Here is a 17,844-nt window from a genome sequence, read left to right on the forward strand (position 1 = left end):
AAGCCACTCTTAATGCCTTAGATAAATAAAACTTGTAAAAATCCACTAAAAGCGTAAAATACGCGAGCTTTTCTGTCGCTTGTCGACGGGAAGTGTCTGGAAAATCCGTTTTAACACTTAACATATATAGAGGACGATATGGTTACCATTCGTTTAGCTCGTGGCGGCGCTAAAAAGCGTCCATTCTATCAGGTTGTTGTTGCAGATAGCCGTAATTCTCGCGATGGTCGTTTCATCGAGAGAGTTGGTTTCTTCAACCCAACAGCACAAGGTCAAGCTGAAAAATTACGCTTAGATCTAGACCGTATTACCCATTGGGTAGGTCAAGGTGCTACTTTATCTGATCGTGTGGCTAAGTTAATTAAAGACGCAAAAGCTGCGGCTTAATTGCTTAGTAGGTAGTAGGGGAATTTTGTGAGTAAAGAAGAAAAACAAATCACCTTAGGTAAAATAGGCGCTGTTTATGGCATCAAAGGCTGGTTGAAAATTCATTCATTCACTGGTGAAACCGATGCCATACTTGACTATTTTCCTTGGTCATTAAAATTAGGGAATAAGATACAAACAGTAGAAATTACTGATTGGCGCAAGCATAACAAAGGCCTAATTGTGAAAGTGGCGGGTATTGATGATCGAGATATTGCGCAAGCATTAGTCGGTTCAGAGATACAAACCAGTGCAGCAGCGTTGCCAGAATTATCGCAAGATGATTTTTACTGGCGCGATTTAATAGGTATGTCTGTAGTGACTAACAAAGGTTACGACCTGGGTGTAGTTTCAGACATAATGGAAACTGGCGCTAATGATGTACTGGTTGTGAAAGCTAACTTAAATGATGGTTTTAGTAAAAAAGAGCGGTTAATTCCTTATCTTTTTGAACAAGTTATTGAGTCTGTTAGCCTTGAAAATAAACAAATTTGTGTTGACTGGGATCCAGGTTTTTAACTTGTGACTAGCACTACCTCTGCTAAAGAGAATAACAAAATGTGGATTGGGGTGATAAGCCTTTTTCCCGAAATGTTTAATGCTATTACTGAGTATGGAGTAACAGGCCGAGCGATTCGTAATGGGCTTATTGACTTTCAGCAATGGAATCCAAGAGACTTTACCCATGATAAACATCGCACCGTTGATGATCGTCCTTATGGCGGTGGTCCGGGCATGTTAATGATGGTGCAACCATTACGCGATGCTATACATGCGGCAAGAGAAGCTGCGCGTAAAGATGCGCTAGAGTCTGGTGATGATGATAGTAATGTCAAAGTCATCTATTTGTCTCCGCAAGGAAGAAAGCTTGATCAACAAGGCGTACGTGAATTAGCACAACATAGCCGACTAGTATTTATTGCTGGCCGATATGAAGGCATAGACGAGCGATTAATCGAGTCAGATATTGACGAGGAATGGTCGGTCGGTGATTACATTTTAAGTGGTGGAGAACTCGCCGCTATGACTGTAATTGATGCCGTAGCACGGTTAGTGCCAGGTGTTTTGGGACATAAAGACTCAGCAGAGCAGGATTCCTTCTCTAACGGTTTATTAGATTGTCCTCATTATACTAGGCCTGAGGTAATGACGACTCCTGATGGAGACGTTATGTCAGTACCTAAAGTGTTACTGAGTGGTAATCACGAACATATACGCTTATGGCGACAAGAGCAATCTTTGCTAAGAACGTGGACTAGAAGACCCGAATTATTAACCAACCTAGCTCTGACAGCTGAGCAGGAAAAAGCGCTCGCTTTAATTAAAAAACAAGCGAAGCAAACCACTTAGACTGTGCACACTGGGAAGAAGGTATTATGAGTAAAATTCTTGATATGCTCGAACAAGAGCAATTGAAAACTGATCTACCAACATTCGCTCCGGGCGATACTGTTGTAGTTCAAGTAAAAGTTACTGAAGGTGACAAATCACGTCTTCAAGCATTTGAAGGTGTTATTATTGCTGTTAAGAACCGTGGCTTACATTCTGCTTTCACTGTTCGTAAAATTTCGAACGGTGTTGGTGTAGAACGTGTATTCCAGACACATAGCCCAATTGTTGATTCAATCACAGTTAAACGTCGCGGTGATGTTCGTCAAGCTAAACTTTACTACTTGCGCGAGCTATCTGGCCGTAAAGCACGTATTAAAGAAAAATTGGCTAAGAAATAGAAATATTTTTTATACATTTTTCTGTAAAGAAAGTTTGAAAAAAAGCCTGAATAATTCGTTATTCAGGCTTTTTGTTTTTTATCCTTACTAACTCCCATTGAACCCTGAACCTTCAGTTGAAGGGTAATCCGCCCATTTTTAATTTTACTAAGCCAACGCTCAGTGAAGCATAAGTCTGGTTAAGCTAGCAGTGTCCGATGAAACAGCTCTACCGCCATGCCATAAACACGCAGTGCTAGTTGTGGGTCGTAACGTTCACCTTCATCGCGCATAAATGCATGGGAAGCATTAAATTCATGCCATGCAAAAACATTACCCGAAGCTATTAAGTTCTGGTGTATTTTCATACGGGCTTCAGCAGCAATATGCGGGTCTTGCTTACCCCAAATCATTAATAGCTCGGCTTTAATGTCTTTAGTACGCGTTAATGTGTCATTACCCTCATCACTGGGTAAATCGCCTGAATGGATATCAGTAGCATACAAACAAGCCGCGGCTAAGATATTGTCATTTAATGCGGCGCGATAGGCTAGGTGGCCACCAATACAAACGCCCATGGTGCCAATCTTGCCGGTGCAATACTCTTGCTGTTGAATAAAACTCACTAAGGCTTGGGTATCGCTATCATGGTGTTCTAAAGGTTTAGCCCACTTGTCTTGATTGCCTTTATCTTTACCCGCATCGTCGTAGCCTAACACAGTACCAATAGGGTTTAATTCATGAAACACCTCGGGTACCAGCACAACAAAGCCGTGTCCAGCCATTAGTGCAGCTGTTCTTGCTATCGGCGCTGTTTGTTGGAATATTTCAGAGTAAAAAATAATAGTGGGGAACTTACCCTGCGCTTGCGGGCGGTAAACATAAGTACGCATAGTGCCTGTTGGGGTCTCTATATCATAGCTGTGCTGTTGAATGATCATTATTACGTTAATGTCCTTGTGTTAAATTTACGCTTAATTGAAGTTAGTTTACCCTTGAGCCACCTTGAAAAATAGCGTTATTCATTGCTTTTTATTTACCAGGGAAATCCGTTTAAACACGTAAGTTATGCCGGTTATCGATTTTTCTATGGCTTGAGAGTTAACGCGGTATAATAAATAGTCATTATGTTAGTGTCATTACCTAGCGTAATAATTAACTAACCTTAAAAGGATAAATCATGAGTAAGCAGAAAAAGCCATTAGTGACAGTTGGCAAGAGTGCAACAGAATTGGGCAGAGGGGTAATTAAAGATAATTTTTTAGCGGCGTTAGTCACCTCGAAGCTTTATAAAATGCAGGTAGTTAAAGCGAAAAAAGGTAAAGGTTCGTATCAGCGCAAAGCTAAAAATTTAAGACGAGAGCCTTATTTAATAGTGGCTTAAGGTGTTAACACTAGCCATTATCAAATAAGACTTTCCATCTTTAGTATTATACCCATTTCATTAAATTACCTGCCTATGCACTTGGCTCAGGATCGTCATCCCCGTGGTATTTTAATCGGACGTGCCATGGATGGTACTTATTAGCAAATCAGCGGCTGCGCCCCAACCATCTACCAGTAACTTTGGTGGCTGAGCTATGCTTGAAGAGCATACTTGAACAAAAAGCCTGAACTGTCAATGGTGCCATAAAGCCCGATTATTAGCATAGGCTCGGATAAACGACCCCATCACTGGTGACGCAATAGCGATCCCGTTTAGAAGAATGTTGTCTTATTGATTATCCGATGTTCAAGCATGCTTTTATTAGCATGGGAGAGCCTAAGATGAAAAGCAAAATAAACAGCATCAAAAATATAAAAAAACGAATACAACAACATTAAGAGCAAGTTAATTTGTATGCGGCAGGTATAGATATTGGCTCCCGTGAGCATTATGTAGCGGTACCTTCATCACTAGATGACGATTGTGTAAAAAATTTTAGCTGCTTCACCTCTGATCTTGACGCCATGGCTGATTGGCTGGTAGAAATTGGTATCACCACTGTTGCAATGGAGTCCACGGGCGTTTATTGGATCCCTGCATTTGAAATTCTAGAAAGCAGAGGGCTAGAGGTTATTTTAGTGAATGCTCGGGATGTAAAAAATGTCACGGGCCGTAAGAGTGATGTTAAGGACTGCCAGTGGCTACAACAATTGCATACCTATGGTTTGCTCAATGCTGCTTTCAGGCCAGAAGATGATTATGTGATATTACGCACTTACATGCGCCAAAGGGAAACAATAATATCTCATTCATCAAGTAAAATTCAGCACATGCAAAAAGCACTAAGACAAATGAATGTATTGCTAGATAATGTTGTATCACATATCACCAGCCAAACGGGTATGGCTATTATTAGAGACATTTTATCCGGTATTAGGGATCCCAGAAGATTGGCTGAAAACCGAGACCGTCGTTGTAAAAATAGCGCTGAGATTATTGCCAAGTCTTTAGTGGGTAATTATCGTGATGAACATTTGTTTGCTTTAAATCAGTCCGTTGAACTATATGATTTTTATAATGAGAAGCTAGATGAATGTGATCAGGTGATTCTCCAGCATTTAAATACACTGAATAAGCAGGCTAACGCAGGCGAGCGACCTGCACAGAAAAAACGCAAAAAAAATAGCTCGAATTCATTACGTTTTGATGCCAGCATCAATTTATATGAGTTATGCGGAGTAGATCTGACCGCTATTGATGGTATGGAAGAGCATGGTTTACTGAAAATAATTTCAGAAACAGGGATTGATATGTCTAAGTGGACAACCGAAAATCGATTCACCTCTTGGTTAGGCTTAAGCCCGAATAATAAAATTTCAGGGGGTAAAATACTGAGTAGCTCAAGTATAAAAACAAAAAACAGAGCGAAACAGGCATTTAAGATGGCAGCATTTTCATTATCGAACTCAAGATCAGGTCTAGGTGCATTTTATCGACGATTAAGAGGAAGAGTTGGAGCTCCCAAAGCGATTAACGCCACGGCTCGAAAATTAGCCGTGATATTTTATAAAATGATAAAAAATAAAACAGAGTATAGAAAACAATCTCAGGAAGAATATGATGAGTTTCACAAAAGTAGAGTGTTAAAACAGCTTAAACGTAAAGCTAAGCTGTTAGGTATGGATTTGATTCCCAGTGTTCCGCTTGCTTAAAAAACAAAGAGTTAGGTTTAAGTTACTTAGAAGACAATGCTGACGGTACAGGAAGTACCTTATTAGATAATGCAGGAGCATATTATCCTGAGCTTATTGTCCTGGATCCAGTGTATAAAGAGCAATGGATCTTCGATCAGAGACTTCGAAGATGACGTTTACAAAGAGTTCCTGAGTAAACAACATAGGCATGTTAAATTATTGCTAGCTCTTATTAATTAAGACTTTAATCTTTAGTATTATACCCATTTCATTAAATTACCTGCCTATGCACTTGGCTCAGGATCGTCATCCCCGTGGTGTTTTAATCGGACGTGCCATGGATGGCACTTATTAGACAATGCTGACGGTACAGGAAGTACCTTATTAGATAATGCAGGAGCATATTATCCTGAGCTTATTGTCCTGGATCCAGTGAATAAAGAGCAATGGATCTTCGATCAGAGACTTCGAAGATGACGTTTACAAAGAGTTCCTGAGTACACAACATAGGCATGTTAAATTATTACTAGCCCTTATTAAATAAGACTAAATGATACTAGCTGCGTTTTATTTCAAGCTATTTTTTTAATACGTTAAGCCAATCTTTAGGGCTCAAATAATCCGCCAGTTTAGCTTCTGCGCTTGCTGCTTCGGGCTGATAATTATATTCCCAGCGGGCAAGAGGCGGCATCGACATCAAAATTGATTCTGTTCTTCCGCCGGACTGCAAGCCAAATAAAGTGCCTCTATCGAAAACCAAGTTAAACTCAACATAGCGGCCACGGCGATATAGCTGAAATTGACGCTCTTGCTCACCATAAGTATCATCTTTACGGCGTAGCATAATGGGTACATAGGCATCAATAAAACCTTGGCCAACGGCTTTGACATAATCAAAACAAGTGTCAAAATCCCAGTGGTTTAAATCATCAAAAAATAGTCCGCCAACACCACGGGTTTCATCTCTATGTTTTAAATAAAAGTATTCATCACACCATTTTTTATGATCGTTATAAACATTATCACCAAAAGGTTGGCATAAATCGAACGCAGTTTGATGCCAATGTTGCACATCTTCATCTTTTGGATAAAAAGGTGTTAAATCAAAGCCGCCACCAAACCACCAAACCGGCGTTTCACCTTCTTTTTCGGCAACAAAAAAGCGCACATTGGCGTGTGCTGTCGGCATATGAGGATTTTTAGGGTGGATAACTAATGATACGCCACAAGCTTGCCACGTTCTGCCGGCAAGTTCAGGGCGATGAGCTGTGGCAGACGGTGGTAACTTATCGCCTGATACCACGGAGAAATTGACCCCGCCTTGCTCAATCACTGTGCCATTGGTCATTACGCGGGTTCTACCACCGCCGCCTTCTTTGCGCTGCCAGTTATCTTCAATAAAGGTGCCAGAGCCATCTGCGGCTGCTATCTCCTGACAAATTTTATCTTGTAAGGTTTTAAAATAAGCAATGACTTGCGTTATATTGGTTTCGTTATTAGTTTTGTTATTAGGTAGGGCTTGATTAGACATTGTTTGCTTCTTTATCAATGAATTATTGTGCATGAGGTAAGGAGGCGTATTGTAGATAATGGCTGTCGCGGTGTCAAAGTAGTCGAGCCGTTAGTAATCAATATCTATGTTTTTGAGTACTTGAGTACTTGAGTACTTGAGTAATTTTAATTCAAGGCGACGGCAGTTAAGCTATGATTCATTTGGTACGTTAATGGCAATAAACTCTTCAAGCTCGGTTAATAGTTCAGTAAAATTATCCTTTAGTTTAATCGAGAGTAGGTCAATATCACCACAGTTATTTTCCTTAACGGCTAGCTCAATCTCAAGGGCGCATTGGGCCAGCTTTGTCGCTTCAAGATTAGCACTAGAGCCTTTAATTTTATGAGCGATAGCTGCAATTGATTTTACCTCTCTTGCGCTAATCGCTTGGCTTAACTTATCTATTTCATCAGGCATATCTTGACAATACATAGTCACTATACGCTCTGCTAAGGACTGATTTCCCCCGACCCTTTTATAGAACTCGGCTTTACCCCAAACATTATTGCTTATACTTTCATCTACTGTTTTTATTGCCTTATTTTTGTTGGTAATCTTTTGCTCTGTTCTTCTGGGTATGACTGCTTCACGCGGTTTTAAGGGCATATTTAGTGCTTTTAGTAGACTGTTTTCTAGGGCAATAATATCGACCGGCTTAGTTAAATAGTCATTCATACCGGCAGCAAGGCACTTGTCTCGGTCGCCACTCATTGCGTTTGCCGTCATAGCAATAATATATATATCTTTATAATCATATTGGGATTTTCTAATAGTTTTAGTGGCGGTATAACCGTCCATTACCGGCATCTGACAATCCATGAGCACTACATCAAAATAGCCTTTTTCTAAGCACAATAGCGCCTTTTTACCATTATTGGCTATCTCAACTTGAGCGCCTAAATTTGTTAATAAAGTCTTGGCAACAACTTGGTTGATGGCGTTATCTTCTACTAATAATATACGCGTAGATTTAGGCAAAGGTTTCATCGTTATCGGCTTACTAATATTTTTTATTGGTAGAGTCGGTTGCTGACTTGTGGCTTTATCGTCATTTAACACCTGTACTAGCGCTTTTGCTAAATCTGCCGTGATAACAGGTTTAGGCAGACTGAAATTAAAGCCTATATTAGCAAAATATTGTCCATCTCCGGGTCTCGCTAGGGAAGTAAGCATTATAAGTTTTAACTGTGCTAACTGTTTATCGGCTCTTATTTGTTGACCTAGTTGCGCGCCATTCATGTCAGGCATCTGCATATCTAAAATAGCAATGTCAAAACTTTTATGGCCATTATTGCTTAAGTCTGCAGCCAAACATGATAGCGCAGCTTTAGCACTGTCGACTTGACTCACCTCAGCTCCCCATAATTTTAGCTGGCCATCTAATACTTCTCTATTGGTTTTATTATCATCAACAATTAATATTCGATAAGCTGATAAGTCTACTTGTGGCAATTCTGCTTTAATATAGTCACAAGCCTCTAATAACAGGGTAAAACTAAAGGTACTGCCTTGGCCTGGTGTACTCGTTACTGTGATGTCGCCCTTCATTAGTTGGCATAATTTTTTCACTATGGCTAAGCCCAAACCTGTGCCACCGTATTGGCGCGTCGTTGAACTATCTTCTTGAGTGAAACGTTCAAACATAGAATCTAATTTATGCTGCGCTATACCTATGCCGGTATCGCTCACTGAGCAGCTAAACTGTAGATTCTTTTCATCAATTACAGTTATATTGGTATTAATAACCACTTCACCTTGAGCGGTAAATTTAATGGCATTATTAATTAGATTGCTCAGAATTTGTCTGATCCTATGTGGATCGCCTCTGGTTACCACATGTTTTAATTGCGAGACGTCAACGATAAGCTCTAAACCTTTCTGATGAGCTATATGTGCCATAGTTGCACTAAGGTTGGTAACTAGCTCAGCTAAAGGTATTTCTACCGACTCAATAACTAACTTATCTGCTTCAATTTTTGAAAAATCAAGAATGTCGTTAATTATATTTAACAACGAACTGGCACTAACCGTGGCAAGGTGAGCATGATGATTTTGTTCATGGGTCAGTTCACTTTGCTTTAATAAACTCAGCATACCAATAACACCATTGAGCGGGGTGCGAATTTCATGACTCATAGTCGCCATAAAATCTGCTTTAACTTGATTACTGCTAACTAACTCTTTTGCCTTATGCTCTAACTGCTCAATAGCTAAGCTCATTTCCTCATTGGCAAAATTGACTTGCTCTTGCTTGTTCATCATTTCTATATTTGAGTCGGCCAGTTTTTTTGCATCTTTTTTAATACGACTAAAAAAGATGAACAGCACCAAGGTAATAAGAGCCATCATGGCAAACAAAACGATAAAGGTGGCTTGCAGTGACGATTGTGCGGTAAATTGGGCTTTATCAAGGGGTAAAATTACTTCCATTACGCCACGAACATCACCTATCTGCCAGTCATTTTTCGGTGTTTGAGCATGATTGTTATGGCAATCAATACAACCTTCGCGCATAACATCGGCAATCGCATAACGTATTGACATCTGGCCATTCACCTCCTCAAATCTAAAGAAAGCTTGCTCTGGATTTTTGGTTAAACTATCCCAAGCTTGCTGGGAGAAGTCTTGGTTAAATATGGTTTTATTTTCTTGCTCTCGCCAAGGAAAAGGGTAGCGACTATATAAAAAGGTTTGAGCGCCAGACTGGAACTTACCTATTTCTTTGCCTAAGGCCATGCTTAATGTCGCCGGCAAAGGAATGGCATTTTTAATGTTCTTGTAGTCGTGGCTGATGGTAATATTTTGTTTTATTGCGATGTTCACCACCTCATTAGTATAAAGGGTGCGAAAGGCGGATAAAGCTTCTAAGTAACGCTGTGCATTTAATTGCGAGGTATGGTTGGTCAATGATTTTGTTGTGCTTGCTATAAACAAATAGGCGCTGACTATGCCGGTAACCATGAGTAATACCGATATTTGCAGGGAAAAGCGAATAATGAATTCACCTATTTTAAAGCGAAGAGTCGTCGGGTTTCCTTGCAAGTTATCTCTCATTTCACCTAAGTTCATTTAAAATTTTCAGTACCGATGAATAAATCATGCCTTATGTATAGCTTATTATTACTTTTATCTCACGCTATTTTTTAATCCTCTCGCTAGGCGTTTGTTGCTCATTGACTCTTAGTCATCGTTTCGTTATTTTTCAAAAAAAAGTGATTAAGTTCTATTGCTAATTGAAGGGCACATGTTTTTCCGTCTCGTCCAGCAAGGCGTTGATGCCAACGTCGGTGTTGAACACATCGAACACCAGCTCCATGATAAAAGGTGGTCATTAATACTGCTGGCTTATTCATATATAGACTCATCAGTAAGGTGCTACTTGGTCTACAACAATTCTACGAGAAGAGATAAAATGCAAATACAATTAAAAAAATATTTCATGTAAGTATAGTTGCTGGTGCATTAGCGTTGGCTGGTTGTGGTGGCGACATTAATGTTACGCCGACAGTAAATGACAACAGTACCAATAATTCTGGTAACACCACGAATATACTGCGCGGTTTAAATGCAAATGCTTTTAGTTTGTACTATATGATGGACTTGTTAATATAATCCTCATCGGATTTACTTACCCTTCTAAAAACAAAAACAAAAACAAAAACAAAAACAAAAACAACAGGTACTAGATAATGAATTTTTTTATAAAAACACTGTTCACCTTGATGCTTTGTCTGCCAGTGATAAGCTTTGCTAGTATTTTTGATAGGGGAGAGCGAGTAACAATAAACTCTATCGTGTTAGGCGAACAGCGTGAATTACAAATATTACTACCGGAAAATTATCGTAGTGATTTAAAAAATACTTATCCAGTTATCTACTTGCTCGATGGTGACTATAACTTTCATGGTGTTTCCGGCATGTTGGATCTTTTGGCGAATAAGGGTCAGCTTATTCCTAAAGTTATTCTGGTCGGCTTGGCTGATCAAGGTACTGAAAAATACCGACAGTATATGACCCCCAATAACTCTACTTCGCCGGTAAAAAATAATAAGGGTGCAGCAAAAGAGTTTTTGGCTTTTTTAAACGACGAAGTACAACCTTATATCAATAAAAATTACCGCACGGCTAAGCATTCAACCCTAGTTGGTCATTCAATCGGAGGTTTATTTGTGCTCAACACCTTACTCGAAGCGCCAGATTCATTTAATAACTATGTCGCTATTAGTCCAGGAGTCTGGGTATCGGATAGTGCCATCGTTGACAAAGCAAAAGAGAAATTAGGAAAAACTGAGCATCAAAATATAGCCTTATATTTATCGCTAGCAGATGAGATGGAAATGGGGCAATATGCCTTTATTAATCAACTAGACTCGAAGCCGTTAAATAATTTGCAGTGGAGTTTCAAGCATTACCCGGATGAAAATCATATCTCGGTTGGTTTAATTGCACTACGTGATAGTTTAAAAGCCATATTCAAAGCTTGGTATATTCCAGAAAGCATTTTAGAGAAAAATGAGCCAGAGCAAACGGTTAAACATTACCAAGATATTCAAAAACTATTTGCGATGCAGCAGCCAATTCCAGCAGCAGTGGTTCATCTATTGATCCGTCAGCACTATAGACAGAAAAATGCCGATGCCCTACCTCAGTTTATTGCTGACACGATTAAAAGTTCTCCCGCATCGAAACAGGTATTGATAACCAAACAAGCCTCTTTTGTTAGCTATTATGACTCACCTGAAAGCGCGCTTGCTTTGTTAAAAGCCAATGAGGCGGAGTTCGTCAATAATATTGATTACTTAATGGCAATCGCCGATCTTTATCAGCAATTAAAAGATAAAGCAGCAGCTCAACAGTATTATCAAAAAGCAATGCAACTAGCTAAAAAACAAAAGGTTAATCAATGGCAGTTAAATATTATTCAAGCCAAGCTGGTTTGATTAAAAATAAGACATTTATGCTTCGTTGTTATACCCTTTAGCCAATAGTTTTTGTCCATAAAATCGGGGGAGCCCTTTACTACCAAGTCGCTGACATCCATAAATCCGCTGAGCTACTTGAAAATAAAAGTGTTATTTTTGCACGTAAACCGCAGTTGGCCGGCAAAATGCCAGATCCCATATCAAAAAAGGCTGACTGTACTATGTGTGGCAGAATGAAGATTGAGAGTAAACACAGTAAAATTATTAGCGATTTCTTCGGCTGTAAATTTAGTGCGCCAGCAAACAATAATCTCAGCCCAGGCCAAAACGTAGCAACGCTCATTAGTAATGATGCCAACAAAGGGGAAAATCACGACTCAAATGAACAGATAAGTTATCAGCAACTTGATGCCAATTGGGGCATGCAGCCAAGTTGGTCAAAGCGATTACTTATTAATGCGCAAAGTGAAACTGTGCTAACTAAAAATACCTTTAAAGTCGCGATTAAAACACATCGATGTTTAATCCCTTGCTCTGGTTGGTATGAGTGGCGCACTGAAGGAGGTAAGAAGCAAAAGTATCTTTTTAGCCATGTTAATGACGAGCCATTTTTAATGGCGGGTATTTGGTACCTCAATAATAGTGAAAATCAAAGTAACAGCCAAGGTGACAAACAAGGGAATAGTCCCGAAGCAAAGAGACAATTGCTGACACTGACAACGGCACCTAATGCCAAGTGTGCTGACTATCACCAACGCATGCCGGTAATTATATTACCCCAGTATCGCGACTTTTGGTTTCAAGCACCTGCAGAACAACTAGTACCATTATTTCAAGCCATCGATGAAAACTATATCAAAGTTACTAAGGCTTAATCGTATATTTTATAATTCTTTAGCGCAATTGAGCATGCAGCAACAAAACTATAAAGAAGCACTGGTCTACTTAAACAAGTGGCGTGACGCACGCTCTCAACCGCTAAAGGCTCCAAAAGAATTAACCGGTACTCAAGAAATGTTACTTGCGCAAGTGTTTTACCAAGACAACGATTTTGTTAATAGCTGAAAACATATTGCTCAGGCGATAAATTTAGTTGAGGCGAAGAATAAATTACCGAAAGAAAATTGGCTTACTTTACAACGCGCGTCGTCTTACCAGTTAAAACAACCTGAGCAAGTATGTTGAGCGAGAGCAGAAAAATCATCAGGTACAACTAGCCATGCTTAATTAGGTTTAATGTCTAGCTACTTTGTGATTAACAATATAAAAGCGCTTAAGGCGCTTTTTATTTGCCACTTAAGCCATAACTCGGTCATTTACACCTATTCATGAGTTCTAAGAACGATTTGACTGCTTTTTATAGGTAGTAACAGTATTAACTTGCGCGCTAATGCGGTAACGTCAGCATCTTAAATTAAAGCAAGGTCAGGTTATGGAACAAGTTATAGAAATGGATGAATCAATTAATATTTTTGGTGAAGCGCTAGAAGACTGTAGTGGTGATCCGGTAACCGGTTTTTTTCGCGATAATAAATGCAATACCTGTGCACAAGATGTCGGCTCTCATACGGTTTGTATCGAAGCAAGTCAGTCATTTCTTGAGTTTTCACGCTTTAAAGGTAATGACTTATCAACGCCAGTACCAGAAGCTGACTTTAAAGGTATTAAAGCTGGCGATACTTGGTGTCTGTGCGCAGCACGTTGGTTAGAAGCCCATCAAAATGATAGAGCACCACGGGTATATTTACGAAAAACGCATATCAAAGCACTGGAAATAGTGCCTATTGAATTATTAAAAAAATATGCCTTGGATTTAAATTAATACAACATAAATCGAGCATCTAGCAAGGTCAGCCTAGAAAAAAACACTCTTTGAAGAGAATAAATGAATGAATCAATTTTACCCAGAAATATCGCCATTTAATGACTTCTTACTTGATGTCGATGGTCAACATCAAATTTATGTTGAGCAATGTGGTAATCCACAAGGTCAGCCAGTGCTCTTTATTCATGGCGGACCCGGTGGCGGCTGTTCAACCAATGACAGACGTTTTTTCGATCCTGAGCAGTATCATATAATTTTATTTGACCAACGTGGTTGTGGTCGTTCATTACCTCACGGCTGTTTAGATAATAATGAAACTGATTTTTTAGTGGCTGATATAGAAAAAATTCGTCAGCACTTACAAATTAAACAATGGCATGTATTTGGAGGTTCTTGGGGCTCAACTTTATCCTTAGTTTATGCACAATCTCATCCGGTCAGTGTTAAAAGCTTAGTGCTACGTGGTGTTTTCTTAGCTCGCGATGTCGATACTAATTGGACCTTCTCAGGGGGCGGTGCTACGCGTATCTTCCCTGATTATTGGCAGGAGTATTTAGCTGTTTTACCGCAAGGTAAAGCGCAAGCGAATGTTAAAGCGGCATACAAAATGTTAGTGGGCGAAGATAAAGTACTGGCACAAAAAATTGCCACTGCTTGGAGTATATGGGAAATTCGTTGTTGTACTTTAAAACCAGATCAAGCCTTTGTTGATGCAGCAACCGGTGATAAACATGCTTGGACACTCGCTCGCCATGAGGCGCATTACATGGTGAATGATTGCTTCTTGAGTGACAATCAAATCTTAGCGAACTGCGATAAAATACAAGATATTCCAACGGCTATAGTCCATGGTAGGTATGATATTGTTTGTCCTGTTGATAATGCCTGGTTATTGCACCAAAAGTTGCCTAAATCAACATTGGTTATTAGTGAGGCTTCAGGCCATGCCTCGGTTGAACCTAATACTAAGCATCATCTTATTGCTGCTACCCAGGCAATGTTATCGCTATAAAGTTATCCGTTTAAAGTGATCACGGTAAAATAGTCATAGTGGCAACAACAGCAGGTTTTTTACTTGTGTTGCCATCACTATCTCGCTACTTGGGTGAAAGTAACGTAAAATACTGGCATTGATTTATTTACACCTATGCTCGTATTATAAACGCGGGTAATTGTAGCCATAGACTTAAGGCCAACCATGAAAAAAACATTTGAATTAACCCACCCAAAAGTAAAGCTTGAAAGACGCGTTGATGCGGTAAAGAACGAGGTTAAAAAATACCTTAAAAGAGAACGCAATAAAACCTTACCAGCCGGCGCTGATTATTGGGACTTTGATTGCCAATTTGGTAATACCAAAGAAGAAGCAGAGCCAGTGCAATTGTCAGACATTAATAAACGCATTGATCAAACTCAAGTTGACGGTTTAACGTCATTTTATATTGAGATCATAGCAAAAGAAGGTATTAGAACCTTCACGCCGAGAGACGAAGCTGATATTGATCTTGATGACGAATAGTTAGTCGTATAATATTCATTGATAAAACCGAGCCATGTGCTCGGTTTTTTTATGTCTAAAATTTCTCTGCAGTATGGTTCATTAACTAAAAGTAATTGCTAATCGGTAAACTAGCCTGATGATTAATTGTAAAAATCACCTGGTTTATAGGCGGGTGCTATTTTTTTGTTGTTCTACTTTATAGCAATGACAGCGTTGTCATTGCTTATTTTCAATGTTATGGTGATTGGCTAGCTAATTTTTTTACCTTTACTCAGAGAAAACAATAAAAATATAGAGTAAAAACGTAAATTAAGACTAAAGCCGTATAGGCAGAGTGAATTAAAAATTCTAGCATGTTAGTTATGCAATTATCTTCAGCGGTAGAATGCCTGAAAATTTTATTGCTGGAAATAGAGAAAATAATACGTTAAAACTAGCTGCAAATAATTAGCTTCAAATAAAGTTATAAATAATAGCCAAAGAATATTGCACCTTGCTATAAATAAAAAATATAAAGCACTAATATAAGAAAATTATAAGAAAAAAATTAATAAAACATTTCAAGTTAATCACCTCAAGTTAAGTCCGAAGGAAGAGAGAATGAAAGAATTAAAATTACGTTATCCAGTATCTGATAAAGCTAAAGCGCATACGCATATTGACGCCGCTAAATACGATGCCATGTACAAACAATCAATTGAGCAGCCTGATGAATTTTGGGCTGAGCAAGCGAAAGAGTTTATTGATTGGTATCAACCATGGGACAGCGTAAGTAAAGTCGATTTAAAAAATTCTGAAATTAGCTGGTTCTCGGGCGCTAAACTAAACGTCAGTTACAACTGTATCGATCGGCATTTAGCGACTAAAGCCAATGATACCGCCATCATTTTTGAAGGTGATGATCCTAATGATGATGCAAAAATTACTTATCAAGAATTACACGACCATGTCTGCCGTTTAGCTAACTTATTAAAAGAGCGCGGCGTTAAAAAAGGTGACCGTGTTTGTATTTACATGCCGATGATCCCTGAAGTGGGTTATGCCATGTTAGCCTGTGCGCGTATTGGCGCCATTCATTCCGTTGTTTTTGGTGGTTTCTCTACCGAATCCATTAAAGCGCGTGTCCTTGATGCCGATTGTAAAGTCATTATCACTGCCGATGAAAGCCTTCGTGGTGGCAAGCGCATTCCATTAAAAGCCAATGTTGATGCTGCGGTTAAAGATTGCCCTAACGTACATTCAGTGATTGTTGTTGCCCGTACTGGCGGCGATATTGCTTGGAATGAAAAAATTGATATTGACTACGCAGAAGCCGTGGCGAAATTGCCAGCCATATGTGAACCAGAAATTATGGATGCGGAAGATCCATTATTTATTCTTTATACCTCAGGTTCAACCGGTACACCAAAAGGTGTAGTACATACTTGTGGTGGTTACATCCTTTATGCAGCCATGACCCATAAATATGTCTTCGATTACCAAGAAGGCGAAATTTATTGGTGTACCGCCGATGCAGGTTGGATCACTGGTCACTCCTATATCTTCTATGGCCCGTTAGCAAACGGCGCGACCACTTTAGTCTTTGAAGGTGTGCCAACCTATCCTGATGCGGGTCGTTTCTGGCAAGTATGTGAAAAACATAAAGTGAATATATTCTACACCGCGCCAACGGCTATTCGCGCACTAATGAGTGTTGGTGATGACTTAGTTAATCAAGCTGATTTATCGTCATTACGTTTATTAGGTACAGTTGGCGAGCCAATTAACCCTGAAGCATGGCATTGGTATTATGAAATTGTTGGTAAGAGCAACTGCCCCGTTGTGGATACGTGGTGGCAAACCGAAACTGGCGGCATCATGCTCACTTCATTGCCGGGTGCTGTTGATATGAAACCAGGTTGTGCGGGGAAGCCATTCTTTGGCGTACAACCGGCCTTATTTGATAAAGAGGGCAATACCCTGGAAGGTGAAAACGCAGGTCTGTTAGTGATGACAGCGAGTTGGCCGGGACAATTACGTACCGTTTACGGCGATCATAAGCGTTTTTATCAAACCTATTTAAGCCAATATCCAGGTAACTACTTTACGGGTGATGGCGCGAAACGTGATGAAGATGGTTTTTATTGGATCACCGGCCGTGTTGATGATGTCTTAAACGTATCAGGTCATAGACTAGGTACTGCTGAAATTGAAAGTGCGCTAGTACTGCATCCAGCAGTAGCCGAAGCTGCGGTTGTTGGTTATCCTCATGAAATTAAAGGCCAGGGCGTATATTGTTATGTAACTTTAATGGGTAATGCGACCGAGTCTGACGAATTAAAGGTTGAGCTACGTGAGTTTGTTGCAAAAGAATTAGGCCGTTTTGCTAAGCCTGATTATGTGCAATGGGCACCGGGTTTACCTAAAACTCGTTCAGGTAAAATTATGCGTCGTATCTTGCGTAAGATTGCTGAAAATGATGTAGATAGCTTAGGTGATACTTCAACACTGGCAGACCCAAGTGTGGTTGAGAACTTAATCGCTAAGCGTATTATTCACGGTGGCTAATGGCTAATGGCTAGTAAATAAGTAATAAGTTATTGAAATAAAAAGCGCCGCAAGGCGTTTTTTTAACTCTGCAACTCTGCTTTTTTAACTCTGCCACCCATAATAACTACAAGTAATAATGTCAGGCTCATCATTGTATTTTTGGTTTGATAAAAGACCCATTTATAAAATTAACTCTGCCACCCATAATAACTACAAGTAATAATGTCAGGCTAATCATTGTATTTTTGGTTTGATAAAAG

The 17,844-nt window shown here is 39.5% G+C and carries 17 protein-coding genes; 13 read left to right on the plus strand and 4 right to left on the minus strand.

Translation table 11 applies throughout. The annotated features are described in order from the left end of the window. The first annotated feature begins 138 nt into the window (after window positions 1–138). Genes rpsP through rplS form a run of 4 tightly spaced genes read left to right on the plus strand, consistent with a single transcriptional unit; the run spans window position 139 to window position 2,156 of the window. Entirely contained in the window at window positions 139–387 is a 249-nt protein-coding gene (rpsP, locus tag MTCD1_RS07660; RefSeq protein WP_057181877.1) for a 30S ribosomal protein S16, read from the plus strand. A gap of 27 nt (window positions 388–414) precedes the next feature. Beyond that, on the plus strand, window positions 415–945 hold the full coding sequence (rimM, locus tag MTCD1_RS07665; protein ID WP_057181876.1) for a ribosome maturation factor RimM: 531 nt from the start codon (window positions 415–417) through the stop codon (window positions 943–945). A gap of 39 nt (window positions 946–984) precedes the next feature. Further along, the gene (trmD, locus tag MTCD1_RS07670) at window positions 985–1,776 is read left to right on the plus strand and encodes a tRNA (guanosine(37)-N1)-methyltransferase TrmD (RefSeq protein ID WP_057181875.1); all 792 of its coding nucleotides are present in this window, start codon (window positions 985–987) and stop codon (window positions 1,774–1,776) included. Between the two features lie 26 nt (window positions 1,777–1,802). Then, complete coding sequence (gene rplS, locus MTCD1_RS07675) at window positions 1,803–2,156, plus strand: 50S ribosomal protein L19 (RefSeq protein ID WP_057181874.1); 354 nt, start codon at window positions 1,803–1,805, stop codon at window positions 2,154–2,156. 179 nt (window positions 2,157–2,335) lie between these two features. Here rplS and MTCD1_RS07680 read toward each other — a convergent pair whose 3' ends face one another. After that, the gene (locus MTCD1_RS07680; RefSeq protein ID WP_057181873.1) at window positions 2,336–3,076 is read right to left on the minus strand and encodes a dienelactone hydrolase family protein; all 741 of its coding nucleotides are present in this window, start codon (window positions 3,074–3,076) and stop codon (window positions 2,336–2,338) included. 239 nt (window positions 3,077–3,315) lie between these two features. Between MTCD1_RS07680 and MTCD1_RS07685 the strand changes: the two genes are divergently transcribed. Then, entirely contained in the window at window positions 3,316–3,519 is a 204-nt protein-coding gene (locus MTCD1_RS07685) for an alternative ribosome-rescue factor A (RefSeq protein WP_057181872.1), read from the plus strand. A gap of 452 nt (window positions 3,520–3,971) precedes the next feature. Further along, a complete protein-coding gene (locus MTCD1_RS07690) occupies window positions 3,972–5,273 on the plus strand; it encodes an IS110 family RNA-guided transposase (RefSeq protein ID WP_057181871.1) in 1,302 nt (433 codons plus the stop codon). Between the two features lie 559 nt (window positions 5,274–5,832). Here MTCD1_RS07690 and hemF read toward each other — a convergent pair. The 3 genes from hemF to MTCD1_RS07705 form a co-directional block, all read right to left on the minus strand. Further along, on the minus strand, window positions 5,833–6,786 hold the full coding sequence (hemF, locus tag MTCD1_RS07695; RefSeq protein ID WP_057181870.1) for an oxygen-dependent coproporphyrinogen oxidase: 954 nt from the start codon (window positions 6,784–6,786) through the stop codon (window positions 5,833–5,835). 171 nt (window positions 6,787–6,957) lie between these two features. Beyond that, the gene (locus MTCD1_RS07700) at window positions 6,958–9,876 is read right to left on the minus strand and encodes a response regulator (protein WP_057181869.1); all 2,919 of its coding nucleotides are present in this window, start codon (window positions 9,874–9,876) and stop codon (window positions 6,958–6,960) included. Window positions 9,877–9,977: 101 nt separating this feature from the next. Further along, complete coding sequence (locus MTCD1_RS07705) at window positions 9,978–10,160, minus strand: hypothetical protein (RefSeq protein ID WP_143760095.1); 183 nt, start codon at window positions 10,158–10,160, stop codon at window positions 9,978–9,980. 336 nt (window positions 10,161–10,496) lie between these two features. Between MTCD1_RS07705 and MTCD1_RS07710 the strand changes: the two genes are divergently transcribed. The 7 genes from MTCD1_RS07710 to acs all read left to right on the plus strand — a co-directional run bounded on the left by MTCD1_RS07710 (window position 10,497) and on the right by acs (window position 17,602). Then, a complete protein-coding gene (locus tag MTCD1_RS07710; protein WP_057181868.1) occupies window positions 10,497–11,747 on the plus strand; it encodes an alpha/beta hydrolase in 1,251 nt (416 codons plus the stop codon). Window positions 11,748–11,914: 167 nt separating this feature from the next. After that, window positions 11,915–12,604 carry an SOS response-associated peptidase gene (locus tag MTCD1_RS07715; protein ID WP_231733073.1) on the plus strand — a complete coding sequence of 230 codons (690 nt, stop codon included), beginning with the start codon at window positions 11,915–11,917 and terminating at the stop codon, window positions 12,602–12,604. 34 nt (window positions 12,605–12,638) lie between these two features. Next, entirely contained in the window at window positions 12,639–12,794 is a 156-nt protein-coding gene (locus MTCD1_RS21180) for a hypothetical protein (protein WP_157447815.1), read from the plus strand. Between the two features lie 367 nt (window positions 12,795–13,161). Next, a complete protein-coding gene (locus tag MTCD1_RS07725; protein WP_231733072.1) occupies window positions 13,162–13,551 on the plus strand; it encodes a DUF2237 family protein in 390 nt (129 codons plus the stop codon). A 67-nt stretch (window positions 13,552–13,618) separates the two neighbouring features. Further along, window positions 13,619–14,566, plus strand: coding sequence for a prolyl aminopeptidase (gene pip / locus MTCD1_RS07730; RefSeq protein WP_057181865.1), 948 nt, complete (start codon window positions 13,619–13,621; stop codon window positions 14,564–14,566). Between the two features lie 186 nt (window positions 14,567–14,752). After that, complete coding sequence (locus tag MTCD1_RS07735; protein ID WP_057181864.1) at window positions 14,753–15,073, plus strand: DUF6172 family protein; 321 nt, start codon at window positions 14,753–14,755, stop codon at window positions 15,071–15,073. Window positions 15,074–15,655: 582 nt separating this feature from the next. Next, window positions 15,656–17,602 carry an acetate--CoA ligase gene (gene acs, locus MTCD1_RS07740; RefSeq protein WP_057181863.1) on the plus strand — a complete coding sequence of 649 codons (1,947 nt, stop codon included), beginning with the start codon at window positions 15,656–15,658 and terminating at the stop codon, window positions 17,600–17,602. Window positions 17,603–17,844 lie beyond the last annotated feature (242 nt).

Source organism: Colwellia marinimaniae (assembly GCF_002207865.1).
GTDB lineage: Bacteria > Pseudomonadota > Gammaproteobacteria > Enterobacterales > Alteromonadaceae > Colwellia > Colwellia marinimaniae.

Coding starts and splice junctions, on each gene's coding strand:
- rpsP (WP_057181877.1), top strand. CDS start 139: ATGGTTACCATTCGTTTAGCTCGTGGCGGCGCTAAAAAGCGTCCATTC.
- trmD (WP_057181875.1), top strand. CDS start 985: ATGTGGATTGGGGTGATAAGCCTTTTTCCCGAAATGTTTAATGCTATT.
- rplS (WP_057181874.1), top strand. CDS start 1,803: ATGAGTAAAATTCTTGATATGCTCGAACAAGAGCAATTGAAAACTGAT.
- MTCD1_RS07680 (WP_057181873.1), bottom strand. CDS start 3,076: ATGATCATTCAACAGCACAGCTATGATATAGAGACCCCAACAGGCACT.
- MTCD1_RS07685 (WP_057181872.1), top strand. CDS start 3,316: ATGAGTAAGCAGAAAAAGCCATTAGTGACAGTTGGCAAGAGTGCAACA.
- hemF (WP_057181870.1), bottom strand. CDS start 6,786: ATGTCTAATCAAGCCCTACCTAATAACAAAACTAATAACGAAACCAAT.
- MTCD1_RS07700 (WP_057181869.1), bottom strand. CDS start 9,876: ATGAACTTAGGTGAAATGAGAGATAACTTGCAAGGAAACCCGACGACT.
- MTCD1_RS07705 (WP_143760095.1), bottom strand. CDS start 10,160: ATGAATAAGCCAGCAGTATTAATGACCACCTTTTATCATGGAGCTGGT.
- MTCD1_RS07710 (WP_057181868.1), top strand. CDS start 10,497: ATGAATTTTTTTATAAAAACACTGTTCACCTTGATGCTTTGTCTGCCA.
- MTCD1_RS07715 (WP_231733073.1), top strand. CDS start 11,915: ATGCCAGATCCCATATCAAAAAAGGCTGACTGTACTATGTGTGGCAGA.
- MTCD1_RS21180 (WP_157447815.1), top strand. CDS start 12,639: ATGCAGCAACAAAACTATAAAGAAGCACTGGTCTACTTAAACAAGTGG.
- MTCD1_RS07725 (WP_231733072.1), top strand. CDS start 13,162: ATGGAACAAGTTATAGAAATGGATGAATCAATTAATATTTTTGGTGAA.
- pip (WP_057181865.1), top strand. CDS start 13,619: ATGAATCAATTTTACCCAGAAATATCGCCATTTAATGACTTCTTACTT.
- MTCD1_RS07735 (WP_057181864.1), top strand. CDS start 14,753: ATGAAAAAAACATTTGAATTAACCCACCCAAAAGTAAAGCTTGAAAGA.
- acs (WP_057181863.1), top strand. CDS start 15,656: ATGAAAGAATTAAAATTACGTTATCCAGTATCTGATAAAGCTAAAGCG.